Consider the following 15157-nt stretch of genomic DNA (forward strand, 5'->3'; position numbering starts at 1 on the left):
AAAATATTTTATAATTATCTCATTTATTTTCTTTTACTATTTTAAAAGACATGAAAAAGCTTGCCCTTACTGCCAGCCATTGCCACTTTGGTAAGCTTTCTTTTTCATTCTGGAAACATACGGGTTGCCAGCTACATAGTAACGCAGTTTTTTATTGGCCCATTCTAGTTCAGACTGGCTAACACCGATTCTGGCACTGGTTTTAATTTCCTTAGCCAGTTTTTTGTGACTGTCATCTAAATCAATTTTAAAAGGGGAGTCAGTTAAGAAATGTAAATTCCATTTTTTATCGTGAATGCCAAAAGCCTGCATCATTTTCGCGGGGCCATTAGTTAAAAGGACACCGTCTTTACCCCCGCGATTTTTAATCATCTGCTCTATGCCCCAGACGGGCTCGATGGCTCTAATTAAAACTCCTTGCGGCTCATTATATTCTTGCGTTGCAACATCAAAAAAGAAATATTGTCTTTGAGCATAAATATAGATGGTTCCGCCTTTGCGATAAAGACCTTCATTAGCTGGGCTGCGATGACCGCCGTATGAATGAGCTGCGCGATCTTTGACCCCTAAATATGCTTCCGCTTCTACAATGTAGCCACCCATAATATGTTCACCGTCATTGTATGTGAGGGGTCTGCCAATTAAATCTTTAGTAATAGTGGCGGTAGATTTATTAGTAAAATAAGTTGAGTAATTCATTTTTTCTTCCGTGTAGTAAACTTAAATTAAAAGGGGATATTAGCATGACAAAGATAAAATTAGTACGCATTTACGATCATGAGCAACCGCTCGGCTACCGCATTCTAGTTGACCGTCTGTGGCCACGAGGTAAAAGTAAAAAAGATGCAAATTTAGATGAATGGGCAAAAGAAATTGGTCCCAGCACCGAATTGCGTAAGTGGTTCAATCATGATGATACTAAATATTCTGAGTTTCGGCAAAAATACATAAATGAATTGGACCACAATCCTGTGACTGTCAATTTTATCGCCCAAGTTAAAGCTGAGCTTGCAAAACAAGATGTTCTTTTTCTTTATGGCGCTAAAAACAAAGAGCACAACCAGGCAGTTGTGCTCAAAGAATACGTTGATCAAAGACTATAATTTGCGTTTACTCTTTTTAACACGTAAAAAGTGAAAAGCAATGGTTAAAATTAGGATACTGAACACGATTAGCGCAAAGGTCGTATCAGGTAGTTCGTAGCTTAGAGGTGGCAAAGACAGCAATAGTTTAAGAGCAATGATGCCGATTAAAATATAAGCCATTGGCTGCAATTCAGGAATAATATCCATCAATTTGATGATGATTTCAGCGACGCCCCGCATGCACAAGATACCGATCATGCCGCCAATTAATACTACTACCGGATTACTGGAAACGGCTAGGGCAGCTAGCACTGAATCAATTGAAAAAACGATATCCATTGCTTCAATTGAAATAACAGTCCGCCAGAAAAGTGACAAAAAATGTTTGCCCTTTTTAGGGGTATGCTTAGTAATTTTTGCACTTTCAATCTTTGCGCTAGTGGCAGCCTTTTGGGGCTGCCTTTGGTCGTAGAAAAACTTAAAGGAAAGATAGAAAAGATAGAGACTACCCGCTAATTTAATCTCCCAGAAATTGATTAAGTAAGTACCAATGCCAATCACGATAAAGCGAAAAATATATGCACCCCAAAGGCCATAGAATAATGACTTTTCCTGTTGTTTTTTATCAGGCAGAATCTTGGTTTGGGCTGCCAACACAACCGCATTGTCAACGGAAAGCAAGCATTCCATCAGAATCAGGGTTAAGATGGTGAGCCAATCTTTACCACTGGTTAACACGTGTATCCAGTTGCTGCCACTAAAAAAGGGAGCATACATTTTAAAAATTGTCATTTAAAGGCTCTTTTCTTTTTCAGATAAATTTTAATTACTGTATCGAAATTTAACAAGTAATAATTAGTGCTTGGGTAAAAAGCAATGCGAATAGCTTAAAGAGCCTGCTTAAAAATTTAAAGCTGCTTAAAAACATCTAGAGCATCCGCAATGATGGCAGAAATGCCTTCTGCGGGAATGGCTGTTTTATTAATTGCCCAAACTTTAGCTCCAGACTGCCTGTAAGATAAAAGCTGGGCAAAAGGGTACACGACGAAACTGGTGCCTGAAATAATTACAAGGTCAGAATTTTGCATGGCGTTCACAGATTTGGCTAAACTGTCACCATTAATGGCTTCACCATATAAAACAATTCCTGGTCTGATAATACCGCCACAATTTTCATGCCGATAGGACTTCGCATATTCAGCGTATGAAACTGGTTGATGACATTTAGTGCAGTAGATATTATAAAGGCAGCCGTGAAATTCAGTGACGTGTTTATTGCCCGCTTTGTTGTCCAAGCCATCAACATTTTGGGTGATTAAATCGCCTTTTTCATTGCAGATAGCGGCAATTTTCTGGTGGATTTCGTTTGGCTTGGCGTTAGGAAAGTACATATTATCCATTACAAACTGGTAGAAAAATTCAGGTCGCTGATAAAGTGTTTCTTCACTCAATATTGTTTCCGGACTTTCAGAAACGCCATCATAAATACCGTTTTTAGAACGATAATCAGGAATACCAGAATGAGTTGAAACGCCGGCACCAGTCAGAAAAGTAATGTGGCGTGCCTGATCAATATCATTTTTTAATTCAGTTATCTTGTTAGAATCAATCATAATTTTGCCTTTCTTAAAACTAGATTTTCTACTGTTAGTTTACTACAAGATTTTGCCTGTGAGATAGGGTTATTGCAATAAAAACCATGCTGTCAGAAATTGCTAGCATGGTTTTTATTAATTATAAAATTTGAATGTCATGTTCTTTGCATTTAGTAATCATATCGTGAGGCCAAACACTAGCTTGAACTTCACCGATGTGAGCTTTGCCAAGCAAAAGCATACATAAGCGGGATTGACCAATTCCACCACCGATGGTATAAGGCAATTCTCCATCAAGCAGCATCCGGTGAAACTCCAATTTTTCACGGTCCAGACAGTCAGCCTTCTTTAATTGTTCATGCAGGCTTTCAGGACTAACACGGATACCCATAGAAGAAATTTCAATTTTTTGCTTTAAAGGCTCATACCAGAAAATCAGGTCACCGTTTAGTTGCCAGTCATCATAATCTGGTGCACGACCATCGTGGGGCTTGCCACTTCTTTTCAGTTTGTCGCCGACTTTCATTATAAAGACTGCCTTTTCTTCTTCGGCAATTTTGTTTTCTCTTTCTTCAGGGCTGATGTCTGGCCAGCGGTCTTCTAATTCTTGCGTAGTAATAAAGTAAAGCTTTTCTGGCAAATGGTAAGTAGAAGCAGGATAACGGAAAGCACAGCCAGCTTCAATTTCCTTTATTGCTGCAAAAATTTTAGTAACGGTGCTTTTCAGGGTTTCCTCTGTTCTTTCCTCTTTAGCAATGATTTTTTCCCAATCCCACTGATCCACGTAGAGCGAATGGAAGTTGTCTAAATCTTCATCGCGGCGAATGGCGTTCATGTTAGTGAAAAGTCCTTCGTGCATGTTAAAGCCGTATTTTTTTAGTGCCATTCTTTTCCATTTAGCAAGGGAATGCACGATTTCAAGTGTATCATCTGCAGGCAAATTCTTAGCATCAAAGGCAACTGGACGTTCAACTCCATTCAAGTTATCGTTAAGCCCTGTATGCTTTTCAACGAAAAGCGGGGCAGACATTCGCTGCAGATTTAATTTTTTAGCTAGAACTCTTTGGAATTCTTCTCGAATAAACACGATAGCTGCTTCTGTATCACGAATTGTGAGAGTAGGATGGTAACCTTCTGGTAAAATTAAAGTCATTGTTTTGACCTCCTATAAATTAAGGAAAAGAAAAAGCCCTTTATCCCGTTTTTAATAAAAACAAGGACGAAAGGCTTTTTCCGCGGTACCACCTCAATTGCCCTAAAGGGCCAACTCATGAAGCACTAACATGCTTCACCAGCGTGGTAACGTACTGGAGACGACACAACCTACTTTTACATGAATTTCAGCGTGCTGCTAAAAGTGTTTTTCAATAACTCAGGGTCTAACGGTTTTCCACTGTCACCGATTCACTTAAAGAGATAAGCTATTTACTCGTCTTTTTCACTGCATTTAATTTGATAATAATTCAATCATAATTTTAATAAAAATGCAAGTAAAATATCATTAATGTTGATTAACCGCTCTAAAGACTGCGAGTCTGTTATAATAGATGAAAATACAATTGAGGAGAGTCATATGATAGTTTTTTATCTAATTCTGGATGCCTTACTTTTAGGCTACACCTGTTATAGTTGGTACTGGCAGGCAAATATTGATTTAAAGGGACATTATCGCTCCTCTTCAATTATTTGGGCCGTGATTTTTATCTGGATCGGTTTTACCTGGCAATTAATTGAAAAGGGAGACCCGGGTTTAAGTATATTTTTAGCGATTTTCTTGATGATCGGTATAATTGACGGCTTTACAGGTCTGGCACCAAAAAGGGCCGTAGTTTCAGGTTACTTTCGCCGAACGATTTCATATTCGGAAATTGCAATGGTAACTTTAATTAAAGTACCTAATCCAAAGAAAAAACAGGTAATTTGTATTTTGACAACCCAAAAGAACAGACAATATTACCTGCGCTTTTCCAACGGCGTTGCGCAAATTGTTGAGGCGCTCAAAAATCACATTCATCATGATATTCATATTGAAATTCAGGATATTTTTTAAGTCACGTAAAAGCGTGTCTTTTTTTTAATTATTTTTCTTCCCAGTTCATTTCCAAATATTTAGTAAAACCGCCCTTAAGAGCGCGTTTTTTATTGACCTGATTTAAAAAAGTGTCCTGGTCAACGTTTTTAAATTTGAGATAGGCTAAAATGACTTCGTAAACGTCACCCAACTCTTCAATTAAATTAGTATCGGTTTTAGCGGCAAGAACTTCGTTAGTTTCTTCAATTAATTTTTGCTTTAATGCCGGTTCAATTTCTGCTGGAGCAAGTTTGCGATAAGTAGCATAATGAGCAAATTCTGGAATTTTATCTCTGACTAGTTTTTTCATTTTAATAGACCTTTCTTAGCTGTAATAATTTATATATTATTATACTGCTAATAATTATAAATAATATGTGAAAGCGGTAACAAGATGTAGTAAAATTAACGAGTAGAGATATATTTAATAAAGAAAGTGTGACGAAATGCGTAATAACGATTTTAATGATGTGGTTCAAAATCGTCATTCTGTGCGCCATTTTGATAAGAGTGTCAAGATTCCGCGTTCAGAATTTAAGGAAATGTTTGAAGAAACAATTACAGCTCCTTCTGGCTGCAACTTGCAAGGTTGGCACTTTGAAGTAGCAGACACCCCGGAAACTATTGCTAAAGTTAAGAAATACATGCTGAGATTTAACGATCCCCAGATGGACAGCTGTGCTGCAGTCGTGCAAGTCTTTGCCGATGTTTATGCTTATAAAAAGTATCGTGAAAATTGGACCAAGGAATATGAGACAGGCAACATCACTAAGGAAAAATTAGACGAAGTCTTAAGAACCTTTTTGCCATCTTATGAAAACGGCACATATTATTCTTGTGCAATTGATTCCATTAGATCTTGTTCACTTGCTGCTATGCAGTTTATGCTTGTTGCTCGCAATCATGGTTATGACACTAACCCAATTGCTGGTTATGATGAATCTAAAATTGCCAGAACCTTTAACTTAGAGCCAAAACGCTACTTACCAGTAATGGCAATAGTAATTGGCAAGAGCAATGAAACCGAAGAAACTAGAGCTAAAACAACTCGCTACCCAGTTGAAAGTGTTTATCACTTTGCAGAATAATTAATAATAGCGCATTTTAAAAGCCTTCCACAACGGAAGGCTTTTTGTTAATTATAAAATAGGTGAAAGCATCCGTGAGAAGCTTTGCAAAATCTTGAGCCAGCGACTTTGTTTGGCTATATCTTCGGGTGTTAATAATGATGAATCTTTCATATCATCTGCAAAAGACTGTGCGACTTCACTGGTAAAATTTTTATCATAAAAAACGGCAACATCTTCAAAGTTAAGATCATACGAGCGATAGTCTTGATTCATTGAACCAACCGTAGAAAAAGTGTCGTCAACCACAATTGTTTTAGCATGAATAAAACCTTTATTATAAATATAAATTTTAATACCATAACGAGATAGTTCATTGGCATACCATTGTGTGGCGCGGTAAATAAAAGGGTGATCAGGTTTGCACGGAATCATAATTCGCAAATCAATTCCCGACATAGCAATAGTTTGCAAAGTCGCAAACATCGCGTCGTCAGGAATTAAATAGGGTGTCTGAATCCAGAGTCTCTTTTTAGCTAAAGACATTAGGCGCATAATACCATTACGCATATTAGCATTGTAACGATCGGGCCCATCCGAAATTATCTGTGTAGCTACGTCGCCGGGATGAATTTCATTTTCATCTAAATTAGGGAAAAGAACAGTATTAAATGTGATTACTTGGTTTTCCTTTTGAATGGAAGCATTCCAATCCATGACAAATCGTTCTTGCAAAAGCAGAGAGGCTGAACCGACAATTCTCACCTGACTGTCACGCCAATAACCAAACTTTTTCTTGCGACTGAGATATTGGTCACCAATATTAAAGCCGCCGGTCCAAGATGTTTTACCGTCAACTACGACAATTTTGCGGTGCAAGTGGTAGTTAATCCGGTACCGCGTAATCATGTTGCGTGAAGTAATAAAAGGTAGCACAACGCCACCGGCTTTTCTTAGTTGGTCAAACCAGGCTTTAGTTGCTCCCATTGAACCCCAGGCATCATATAGTAAGCGTACAGATACGCCTTCTTGTGCCTTTTGAATTAGCAAATCGAGAAAATCATTGCCTATTTCATCATTATAAAAGGTGTAAAATTCAACATTTACAGACTGTTTAGCTTTTTTGATGTCACGCATCATGTCGTGAAACATGATTTCACCATCGGTATAAAGCTTAACGTGGTTATTTTTACTTAATGGTGACTCACCATCGTGATCAAAAAAGTGTATAACCATCTTAGCCTTATTTGACGTATCAGATGTACTGATTTTTTTAGGAGCAGCAGTAATAGATTTTTGGACATTTCGCAACCCAATATGATGTTGTTTGTTAATAGCGAAAATATTTTCCTGCGAAATTCCCCGACCGAAAAAGCCGTAAATAATCATCCCTAAAACTGGAAAAACCAGCAAGATAATCAGCCAGGCCCAGGTTGTTGAGACAGAGCGTCTTCTGTGAAAGACGATGTAAAAGGCTAAGATAGTATTAGTAATAATGATGATGCGTCCTATGTCACGGAGCAGAATCACACTTATTTCCTCCAAAAATCAAATTACTTTTTAAGACCAATAAATTTATCAATAATGTCGATAACAAAGGGATTATCATGCATCCAGCTGTGTTCTGCGTACTTTTTACCGCGAATCTCAACTTCATGATAAGATTTGGCATAAGGTGCTAAAACGTAGCGGATGCTTTTAGCAGAAGTCACGGAAATAAATTTATCGCTGTTGGTGTTGTCTAAAACATTGCCATAAATGTTTAGCACTGAAATATTGGGATTAAATCGTTTGCGTCTGAGCAAAAGATACAGGTAGTGCAAGTTAACTACAGCTGGACGACCCTTTTGGTTAAAGGCATTAACGTTGGGAATATCTCCTAAGTAAACTACCCCGTCAAAGGGACCAGCGATAAAAGCACATTTGACCAAATGAGGGAACTGCTTTTTACGGGATTTACGCATTTCTGTGCGTACGATGCAGGGACAGGCAAGAGAGTGTGCAATTGCCGAATAGTGAGAAAAATGGTACCTTTGAGCTAAGAATGGTAATGTAAAACGCAAGTAGTAATCAATTGCATAAACGCCAACGAGGCGCTGGCGAAAAACAACTTGTACAATGGGATTTCGATCACCTGTCCAGGTACCTTCGAGCTTGAAGTTACCCAGCAAGTCAGTAGTTACTTTGAGATACTTCGAAGTTCCTTTATCTATCAGAGCCTGCTGAACCATTACCTTGGTGGTATAGTCACCACCACGAAAGCCATGAAAATAAATTATCGGTACTTGTTCAAAGTCACCTTTTTTTGGTTCAATGGTGGCGTTATCTTCAATTCTTTTTTTATGTAAACGCAAAAAAATACGAGTTGGTGCAAAAGTTGCCAAAGCAGCGAGAAAAAGCATACTGAGCCTGCTGGGCTCTTGTGCAAGATCACGTTTGTGGTTTTTTTCCACTTCTTCCTTGTATTTTTTAGTATTGAAGAACATAATACCACCTTAAAAATAGAACTACATATATTTTAGCATTGACTAGACAAATTAGTGAAAGGAGAACATATGAAATTTTATGCAGTAAAAAAGGGCCGCAAGCCAGGCGTTTATCGCACTTGGGATGAAGCCCGAAAACAGGTTGATGGCTATTCTGGAGCTGAGTTTAAATCTTTTAGCAAGATAACGGATGCTACAGAATATTTGGATTGGGACCACGAGAAGGTTCAACAGGTCTTTCAAAAAGACGAGGATTCTTTAAAAGAGGCAATTGCCAAGATTCAAAGAGAAAGCCGTAAAATCAAGGAGAAGCCTTCTGCCGCGGCAACTTCTCCCCAAAAGAATAGAGCATTAAACAAGGCAACTAAAGCGCATCCGTCCAGCTTTTTTGCCACAATCTATACGGATGGCGGCACCCGCAATACCGGTAACTTTAAAGGCGGCCATGTGCGTGCAACGGATAAAGCTGCATGGGCCTATCTAATTGAATGGCAAGAAGATGGCCAACAAAAGTCTGTTTATAATTCAAACGGTGAGTTTGGTGCGACTAATAATAAAATGGAATTAACTGCTTTAATTGAAGCTCTCAAGAAATTGCTTGAGTTAAACTTTAACCACGAGCCATTACTGTTTGTACTCGATTCTCAATACGTGCTAAATCCCATTACTAAAGGCTGGCTTAAGGGTTGGAAAAAGCGTGGCTGGACCAAAAGCTCTAAGGGTCCAATTGCGAACCTTGAATGCTGGCAGGAGTTGGATCAGCTCTTGGGTGAATTTTCTCAAACTAAATTCGAATGGACTAAAGGCCACGCCAATAATCGCGGTAATGAATTTGTTGACCATACATTAAATAAATTTATGGACCAAATGTAATTAGTTAAAATGTAGTGACTATTAAACCGCCAAACAGGTGACTGAAAAATGAAGTGATGCTGTGCCAAATTTGTTCAAACCAATTGCGGTTTTCAGGGGTATTTATTTTATCGAAAATGTCTTTTGCATTCTGTTTAATGTTTTTTGATAAAGCATCGGCCTGGTCCCTAAATTTATGATTTTTTAAAGCACCAGAATCACGCACTTCAATTAAAATGTTGATTATTTGCTGTTTCTGATTATTGTTAATGACATCGCCAAGATGATTGATGTTAATTTGGTTGTTAACAATGTCATGAATTTGACTGTTTGAAATATTGTTACCGATTTTGCCCATTTCCTGCTTTGCACCTGCAACAGCGTTATTAAGTTGTGCATCACTATAGCCGTCTTTATCTTTATTTTCTTTAGTAATTTTACTCAATGTGTTTATTTCGTCTTGAGCTGCATTAACCTGGCTCTGATTTAAGTTTTCTCCGGTTTTGCTGTAAGCGGCGTAGACACCGGCTAAAGCACCGGAGCCATCAATAGGAACGGCACTAGTAACGTAAATATTAGCGTCAGAAATACCGGCAGTTAAGGCGGCATTTTTATATTGATCAGATGTGATTGTGGTAATATTGTTGCGCCCTTGATAGTCAAGGATGTGGACGTTAATACCGTTACCAGAAGCAGTCTTTTCAATCATCGCACTAGACCAGACACCAGAATTAGTAGTAAAGTTAGCACCAGATGGGTTAAGGTATTTGACTAAGTCGGCACCCGTGATCGTAATAGTTTGATAGCTAGCGCCCTTTAGAGGTTCGCTGAGTGTTTTTAACGTACCGTTTTTTTGCGTTTCAGTCAAAGACGTTCCCAGGCAAACTACGGGCAAATCATCTGCTTTAACTGTTTGCTTAACAGTGCCACATAAAATGGTACTAAAAAATAACATTGTAATAATAGCTAAAATAGTTTTTGCTTTTTTCATTTGTAATTAGCTCCTTTTGACTGTCCTTAATTATACTAAATGATAAACGCAAAAGTTTAAATTATAGTTATGTACTACTTACTTTACGTTATTTTTAATATTTAAGATGGTATAATAACAAAAGTGAAGGAGGGAGCTATGACTGAGCAACCTGAATTAACTGTCATCATGCCAGTTTACAATGTTGAAAGATACTTGACTCGAGCACTTGATCATTTAGCACAGCAAGATGATCCGAATTTTAAGTTGTTAATTGTCAATGATGGTTCAACGGATAATACTAGAAAAATAGCTGAGAGCTATCGTGCGCGATTCCGTTACTTTAAAATAATAAATAAGCATAATGGTGGCCTGTCTGATGCGCGTAATGTTGGCATTGCAAACGTTGATACACCATATTTTACTTTTCATGATGGTGATGACTGGGTAGATTCTGGTTACACAGCTTTTTTTGTAAATGCTTTTCATGATCATCCTGATGCTGCAATGGTTTCCTGTGGCTTTTGGCTTGATTACGAAAATAAGCAGGGCTCGGTTCCTGTCACTAAAAAAGTTGTACGGGGGATGAAAGGTAAGGCTAGAACCTACCAGTTAATCAGTAATCCATTTGGCTCTTTATGTGATAACCATTGCTTGGCTACTCCTGTTAAAGGTTATACTTGGAACAAAGGATACAAATTGGCGGTTGTACGCCAGAATCATCTTAGTTTCAAGAAAAACTTGGCCTTTATGGAAGATCAAATATTTAATGTCCAATACTTAGCTTTAACAGAGGGCTTTTATTGTGATAGCAAGCCTCTATATCATTACTGGCAACGTAAAGACAGCATGGTTCATCACTTTAATTCAAAAATGATTCCTGATAATTTTAAAGCGAATTACATTATTGTAAAAATTATCATCCGTAGCTTGTGGCATGAACATAAGAAGGAAAATGGTTCTAATCAGAAGTTGATTGAGGCTAGTGAGAGAGACCAAAGATGAGAGAAAAAGTAAATGGTAATGAACTTTATTACAGTAAATTAGGTAAGGGCGCGCCGCTTCTTCTATTACACGGACACCATTTAGATGGTGGCATGTTTGACCAGATAGTGGCTCCTTTGTCTCTTTATTACACGGTTTATGTGCTGGATATGAGAGGTCATGGTCTGAGTCAAGGAGAAGCAGCAGAACACTATCAGACTGAAGTCGAAGACCTTGCGGCTTTTATTAAGCAGGTTCATATCAGAGGCTGCTATTGCTTTGGCTTTGATGCAGGCGGCTTAGTAGCAATGATGCTGGCTAGTCAAGACCAAGATGTCTTTAAAAAGCTGATGATAGCAGGGGTTTTTGTTAACGGTAATGGCATCAGGTCTTACCACTATTTGACTGAAGGCTTTCTGCGCTTCTTACGCATGAACCGGGACAGTAAAGTAGAATTATCAGAGAGCTTTATGTCGGTTGACAGCTTAAAGGCAATTAAGATACCTACCTATTGTGTAGTAGGTGAAAAAGACTGGGTTAAAGTAGAGCATGTTCGCTGGTATAGCCAGATTATTCCTCAAGGGCAGCTTTTGGTCATGCCCAGACAAAAACATGAAAGTTACGCCGTAAGGAGTTTCAAATTACTAAACTTAATGGAAGACTTTTTCCAATAGGTCATTAAATTTTTTTAGAAATAATAGTAAATTGGTATAGTAGAAGCCGAAAGTATCTTCGGCTTTTTGTTTGAATTATTACTTTTCTAGGCACTGATGACTTTTTTGGTTATAATAGACTTGCAAAGATTGTATTTTTTAAAAAACGAGGTAGCTATGAACAAGGAAGAACTTCTTCAGTTAATGCACCCAATGAAGCTAATTGGGCTCGGCGGAAATCCCGCTTTAAATGAAAAAATTGCGCAAATATTGAAAAAGCCGTTAATCGAAACTGCTGTGCAGCATTTTAGCGATGGCGAAATCCAAGTTAATATTGGCGAAAGTGTCAGGGGATGTGATGTTTTTGTCATTCAGTCAATTCAAGATCCTGTAAATGAAAACTTTATGGAATTAGAAATTGTTTTAGATGCATTGCATCGTGCTTCAGCGCATAGGGTTAATGTAGTAGTGCCATATCTGGCTTATTCACGCTCAGATACCAAAACTCGTTCACGGGAACCAATTACTGCTAAACTCATAGCTAATTTATTACAAATTACTGGTATGGATCACTTAATCGCACTTGATTTGCACGCTTCACAAATTCAAGGCTTTTATAATGTTCCGGTTGATCATTTGCATGCTATGCCGTTATTAGCGCAATATTTTATTGATAATGGTATTGCTACTAAAGAAGAAGATGACATTGTAGTTGTTTCACCAGATCACTCTGGTGCTAAACTTGCCCGTAACTTTGGCCAGTGCTTTGATGCTCCTATCGCAATTGTGGACCAGCGTCGTGCCCGTTATGATGCGGATGTACATGATATGATCGGTGATGTTAAAGACAAGAAGTGCATTATTGTTGATGATTTAATTGATACCGGATCACGTATTTCTTCTTCAACCAAGTCTGTTTTAGCAGCTGGTGCCAAGAAGGTTTATGTTGCTGCCACACACGCACTGCTCTCACAAAACGCGCTTGAAGTTTTGAATGAATTACCAATTGAACAAATTGTAGTAACTGATACAATTAAGCACAGCCATTATCCGGACAGAATGGTCCGTATTTCTGTTGATTTGCTTTTGGCGCGAGGAATTAATTATGTATATAATGATCGCTCAATGCATTTGTTAAGTGAAAGTGATTTAAAGTAAAGACATATTAAATGGCTTGCTGATAATATTTGTTTTTTAATCTAAATTATAAGCATATAATATACCGGTGCCTTTTTTGTTTATTTATTCTATATCATTGGTATAATTAAGGCAAAATGTATAGGAGCTGAGAAAACATTATGGCACGACGTAAAAATTATAAAAGAAGACGTACAATTTTAAGTAATACATTTCACTTAATTAGAGAAAATGGAATGGATAGTGTTTCGTTTCAAATGATTGCAGAAAAATCGGGGATTTCTAAATCTTTGCTGCAATCTTATTATCCCCATAAATCTGGCTTAATTGCAGATGTTGTCCGCAACATTCTCAATACGTTAGACAAGCAAGTGCAAAAATTTAGTGCTACTAAAGAGGACGAAGTATGTGCTCGCACCAAAGCCTTTATTTATGCAATTGAAATGTTGGGAATTTATGATGAAGGTCTTAAGCGGATCATTACAGAAGTGTTTAAGAGTAACGAATCGTTAGATTTTTGGAGTAAGACCATTAATGACTGGTTAAAGGAAAAACAGCTATTTAACCACGTGGACTTTGATGCAAAAGAAGTACGGCTGGGAATTGCTTTTGTCGTAACAGGCATCAGTCGTCTTTATTATGATAATAAAGAATATGACGTTTCTCCTGAAGAAATAGCAGATTATGGTACAAAATCATTTATGTATAGTTTCTTACATTGTTCAAAATCTACTATTGATAAAGCGCTCAAAGAAGGTCATGAGATTATCGAATCTACCGATGTTAAAACCATTCATCATGCTATAGATACAATGTTTGATGAAGACAAGGAGATTGTCTGTTAGAAAGGAAAAATATGGCAAATGGCGCGCGAGATGGTTTGCACAGAATAAATAGAGAGCAGAACGAGGATTATAAAAAAGTTCTGTCCTTTATTATCTTTCTGATTGTGTCGCTAACCATGATTACCGCTACTTTCCTAAATCCCTTTTTCATGAAAGGGCAAATTAGAAGCAATAGTAATGAGGCTGTAGTTGTCAGGCAGATCAACAAGCACTTTGATGCTTTAGCAGAAATAATTGGTGCTAATAAAAATGGCAACGCTAATTTGTTGACTACGAAACAAACACAGCCAATTGCCGATCATATTATTGACTATACGTTGGGTACGCCATGGTTTAAATTCAGTAATATGAAATTAGCCAAGCAAATTTTGCATGACATTGATTTAAACGTTGATCAAGGCGTATCTAGTGATGCCCAGTTAGTACAAGAAAAACTAAAAGAACAGGAAAATAATGCCCCATATGACGTAATAGATGCTTTTAATTTGAATACTATTACACTTGGGGGTAATGTGGCTTTTATTTTATTAATCGTTAATGTAATCATACTAATAATGGCTATTATTAGTTTACGGTCATTAATAAGTGATATGAAGTTATTTTTGAATTCAAAAATGCTGACCCACGAAGTTACCGCGTCTGGTATGTGGGCCGGGTTTTGGTTAATATTAATTGCGGGCGTATTGGCAGTTATACCCGTAATTTTTAACGTTGAAAGCTTAGCTGTACTAGGTTATGTATTAGAAATAAGCAGCAGTATTTTCCTGGATTTTGTAATTATCGGAGTTGTTCTTTATATCCTGAGTGCGATTCCATGGGAAATTAGCTCGCCAAACAATTAGTTTGCTTGGCTTAAAAAGCAATTGGTCATTTTTACCAAAGGAAGCTCATATGAAAATTTATTTTGCAAATGCTTTGTTTTCACAAGCAGAAATCAACTATAACGCGCAATTAGCGGCAAAAATTCGGCAAATAGATGATGCCATTGATTTATATTTGCCCCAAGAAAACGCGTCAATTAATGATAAACAAGCGTATGCCGATTCTAAAATGATCGCCCAGGCAGATACCGCAAAATTACTTAATAGTGATTTGATGGTAGCGGTGCTTGATGGACTTAGCATTGATAATGGTGTCGCCAGTGAAATAGGCGTAGCTTATGCAAAAGAGATTCCGATAATTGGCTTGTACACAGATACACGCCAGCAGGGCGCTGATAATCAAGAAAAGTTGCAGGCTTTGACCCAGATTGCTGAAAATCAGTTTCATTATGTTAACTTGTACACTACGGGTTTGATTAAGCTTAATGGAACTATAGTTAATAATGAAAAAGATTTGTTGACTGCTGTTGCACGCTACCTCTAGAGTTTTACTCAGTTCAAAAAATATCTAAAACCTCGAAAAAAACAGCT

Annotated in this window: 18 protein-coding genes and 1 other annotated feature; of the genes, 10 read left to right on the forward strand and 8 right to left on the reverse strand. The window is 37.6% G+C overall.

Annotated elements, in window-relative coordinates; translation table 11 throughout:
* Positions 1–66: 66 nt before the first annotated feature.
* Positions 67–699 (reverse strand): DNA-3-methyladenine glycosylase, encoded by a 633-nt coding sequence (locus LDX54_RS00930; RefSeq protein ID WP_265667148.1) that lies wholly within the window; start codon positions 697–699, stop codon positions 67–69.
* Positions 700–743: 44 nt separating this feature from the next.
* Between LDX54_RS00930 and LDX54_RS00935 the strand changes: the two genes are divergently transcribed.
* Positions 744–1103, forward strand: a complete 360-nt coding sequence (locus LDX54_RS00935; protein WP_046324150.1) for a DUF488 family protein — start codon at positions 744–746, stop codon at positions 1101–1103.
* Here the strand turns inward: LDX54_RS00935 and LDX54_RS00940 are convergent.
* The 3 genes from LDX54_RS00940 to asnA form a co-directional block, all read right to left on the reverse strand.
* Positions 1098–1877, reverse strand: a complete 780-nt coding sequence (locus LDX54_RS00940) for a TerC family protein (protein WP_265667147.1) — start codon at positions 1875–1877, stop codon at positions 1098–1100. The two genes, LDX54_RS00935 and LDX54_RS00940, sit on opposite strands and share 6 nt — an antisense overlap.
* 116 nt (positions 1878–1993) lie before the next feature.
* Positions 1994–2698 carry an NAD-dependent protein deacylase gene (locus LDX54_RS00945; RefSeq protein ID WP_265667146.1) on the reverse strand — a complete coding sequence of 235 codons (705 nt, stop codon included), beginning with the start codon at positions 2696–2698 and terminating at the stop codon, positions 1994–1996.
* 121 nt (positions 2699–2819) lie between these two features.
* Positions 2820–3833 carry an aspartate--ammonia ligase gene (gene asnA, locus LDX54_RS00950; protein WP_265667145.1) on the reverse strand — a complete coding sequence of 338 codons (1014 nt, stop codon included), beginning with the start codon at positions 3831–3833 and terminating at the stop codon, positions 2820–2822.
* Positions 3834–3892: 59 nt separating this feature from the next.
* Positions 3893–4131: a binding site (T-box leader), on the reverse strand.
* 122 nt (positions 4132–4253) lie between these two features.
* Here asnA and LDX54_RS00955 point away from each other — a divergent pair.
* On the forward strand, positions 4254–4730 hold the full coding sequence (locus tag LDX54_RS00955) for a hypothetical protein (protein ID WP_046324153.1): 477 nt from the start codon (positions 4254–4256) through the stop codon (positions 4728–4730).
* Between the two features lie 28 nt (positions 4731–4758).
* Here the strand turns inward: LDX54_RS00955 and LDX54_RS00960 are convergent, their stop codons facing one another.
* Positions 4759–5061, reverse strand: a complete 303-nt coding sequence (locus LDX54_RS00960; RefSeq protein WP_187156893.1) for a nucleoside triphosphate pyrophosphohydrolase — start codon at positions 5059–5061, stop codon at positions 4759–4761.
* Positions 5062–5197: 136 nt separating this feature from the next.
* Here LDX54_RS00960 and LDX54_RS00965 point away from each other — a divergent pair, with 136 nt between their 5' ends.
* Positions 5198–5839: a nitroreductase family protein gene (locus LDX54_RS00965; protein WP_187156892.1), complete on the forward strand. Its 642-nt coding sequence runs from the start codon at positions 5198–5200 to the stop codon at positions 5837–5839.
* A gap of 51 nt (positions 5840–5890) precedes the next feature.
* Here the strand turns inward: LDX54_RS00965 and cls are convergent, their stop codons facing one another.
* Together cls and LDX54_RS00975 are read right to left on the reverse strand one after the other, a co-directional pair.
* Entirely contained in the window at positions 5891–7348 is a 1458-nt protein-coding gene (gene cls, locus LDX54_RS00970) for a cardiolipin synthase (protein WP_187156891.1), read from the reverse strand.
* A gap of 23 nt (positions 7349–7371) precedes the next feature.
* Positions 7372–8304: an alpha/beta hydrolase gene (locus LDX54_RS00975; protein WP_046324156.1), complete on the reverse strand. Its 933-nt coding sequence runs from the start codon at positions 8302–8304 to the stop codon at positions 7372–7374.
* Positions 8305–8373: 69 nt separating this feature from the next.
* Here LDX54_RS00975 and LDX54_RS00980 point away from each other — a divergent pair, with 69 nt between their 5' ends.
* Entirely contained in the window at positions 8374–9177 is an 804-nt protein-coding gene (locus tag LDX54_RS00980; RefSeq protein ID WP_265667141.1) for a ribonuclease H family protein, read from the forward strand.
* A gap of 4 nt (positions 9178–9181) precedes the next feature.
* Here the strand turns inward: LDX54_RS00980 and LDX54_RS00985 are convergent, their stop codons facing one another.
* On the reverse strand, positions 9182–10111 hold the full coding sequence (locus LDX54_RS00985; RefSeq protein ID WP_258327303.1) for a DUF1002 domain-containing protein: 930 nt from the start codon (positions 10109–10111) through the stop codon (positions 9182–9184).
* Positions 10112–10285: 174 nt separating this feature from the next.
* On the opposite strand from LDX54_RS00985, the gene LDX54_RS00990 reads away from it, so the two are divergent.
* From LDX54_RS00990 to LDX54_RS01015, 6 genes are all read left to right on the forward strand, one after another.
* A complete protein-coding gene (locus LDX54_RS00990; RefSeq protein ID WP_110445462.1) occupies positions 10286–11131 on the forward strand; it encodes a glycosyltransferase family A protein in 846 nt (281 codons plus the stop codon).
* Complete coding sequence (locus LDX54_RS00995; protein WP_122037171.1) at positions 11128–11784, forward strand: alpha/beta hydrolase; 657 nt, start codon at positions 11128–11130, stop codon at positions 11782–11784. The genes LDX54_RS00990 and LDX54_RS00995 overlap by 4 nt, the downstream gene beginning before the upstream one ends.
* A 156-nt stretch (positions 11785–11940) precedes the next feature.
* Positions 11941–12921 carry a ribose-phosphate diphosphokinase gene (locus LDX54_RS01000; RefSeq protein ID WP_046324161.1) on the forward strand — a complete coding sequence of 327 codons (981 nt, stop codon included), beginning with the start codon at positions 11941–11943 and terminating at the stop codon, positions 12919–12921.
* A gap of 140 nt (positions 12922–13061) precedes the next feature.
* Positions 13062–13745, forward strand: coding sequence for a TetR/AcrR family transcriptional regulator (locus LDX54_RS01005; RefSeq protein WP_122037172.1), 684 nt, complete (start codon positions 13062–13064; stop codon positions 13743–13745).
* 11 nt (positions 13746–13756) lie between these two features.
* On the forward strand, positions 13757–14587 hold the full coding sequence (locus tag LDX54_RS01010) for a hypothetical protein (protein ID WP_265667140.1): 831 nt from the start codon (positions 13757–13759) through the stop codon (positions 14585–14587).
* A 49-nt stretch (positions 14588–14636) separates the two neighbouring features.
* A complete protein-coding gene (locus LDX54_RS01015; RefSeq protein WP_265667139.1) occupies positions 14637–15110 on the forward strand; it encodes a nucleoside 2-deoxyribosyltransferase in 474 nt (157 codons plus the stop codon).
* Positions 15111–15157: the final 47 nt, after the last annotated feature.

Origin of the sequence: Lactobacillus sp. IBH004, assembly GCF_026185255.2 — a bacterium.
Lineage (GTDB): Bacteria > Bacillota > Bacilli > Lactobacillales > Lactobacillaceae > Lactobacillus > Lactobacillus melliventris.

Bases quoted from the DNA above. Each gene is read 5' to 3' on its own strand.
- LDX54_RS00930 (WP_265667148.1), bottom strand. From the start codon at position 699: ATGAATTACTCAACTTATTTTACTAATAAATCTACCGCCACTATTACT.
- LDX54_RS00935 (WP_046324150.1), top strand. From the start codon at position 744: ATGACAAAGATAAAATTAGTACGCATTTACGATCATGAGCAACCGCTC.
- LDX54_RS00940 (WP_265667147.1), bottom strand. From the start codon at position 1,877: ATGACAATTTTTAAAATGTATGCTCCCTTTTTTAGTGGCAGCAACTGG.
- LDX54_RS00945 (WP_265667146.1), bottom strand. From the start codon at position 2,698: ATGATTGATTCTAACAAGATAACTGAATTAAAAAATGATATTGATCAG.
- asnA (WP_265667145.1), bottom strand. From the start codon at position 3,833: ATGACTTTAATTTTACCAGAAGGTTACCATCCTACTCTCACAATTCGT.
- LDX54_RS00955 (WP_046324153.1), top strand. From the start codon at position 4,254: ATGATAGTTTTTTATCTAATTCTGGATGCCTTACTTTTAGGCTACACC.
- LDX54_RS00960 (WP_187156893.1), bottom strand. From the start codon at position 5,061: ATGAAAAAACTAGTCAGAGATAAAATTCCAGAATTTGCTCATTATGCT.
- LDX54_RS00965 (WP_187156892.1), top strand. From the start codon at position 5,198: ATGCGTAATAACGATTTTAATGATGTGGTTCAAAATCGTCATTCTGTG.
- LDX54_RS00975 (WP_046324156.1), bottom strand. From the start codon at position 8,304: ATGTTCTTCAATACTAAAAAATACAAGGAAGAAGTGGAAAAAAACCAC.
- LDX54_RS00980 (WP_265667141.1), top strand. From the start codon at position 8,374: ATGAAATTTTATGCAGTAAAAAAGGGCCGCAAGCCAGGCGTTTATCGC.
- LDX54_RS00985 (WP_258327303.1), bottom strand. From the start codon at position 10,111: ATGTTATTTTTTAGTACCATTTTATGTGGCACTGTTAAGCAAACAGTT.
- LDX54_RS00990 (WP_110445462.1), top strand. From the start codon at position 10,286: ATGACTGAGCAACCTGAATTAACTGTCATCATGCCAGTTTACAATGTT.
- LDX54_RS00995 (WP_122037171.1), top strand. From the start codon at position 11,128: ATGAGAGAAAAAGTAAATGGTAATGAACTTTATTACAGTAAATTAGGT.
- LDX54_RS01000 (WP_046324161.1), top strand. From the start codon at position 11,941: ATGAACAAGGAAGAACTTCTTCAGTTAATGCACCCAATGAAGCTAATT.
- LDX54_RS01005 (WP_122037172.1), top strand. From the start codon at position 13,062: ATGGCACGACGTAAAAATTATAAAAGAAGACGTACAATTTTAAGTAAT.
- LDX54_RS01010 (WP_265667140.1), top strand. From the start codon at position 13,757: ATGGCAAATGGCGCGCGAGATGGTTTGCACAGAATAAATAGAGAGCAG.
- LDX54_RS01015 (WP_265667139.1), top strand. From the start codon at position 14,637: ATGAAAATTTATTTTGCAAATGCTTTGTTTTCACAAGCAGAAATCAAC.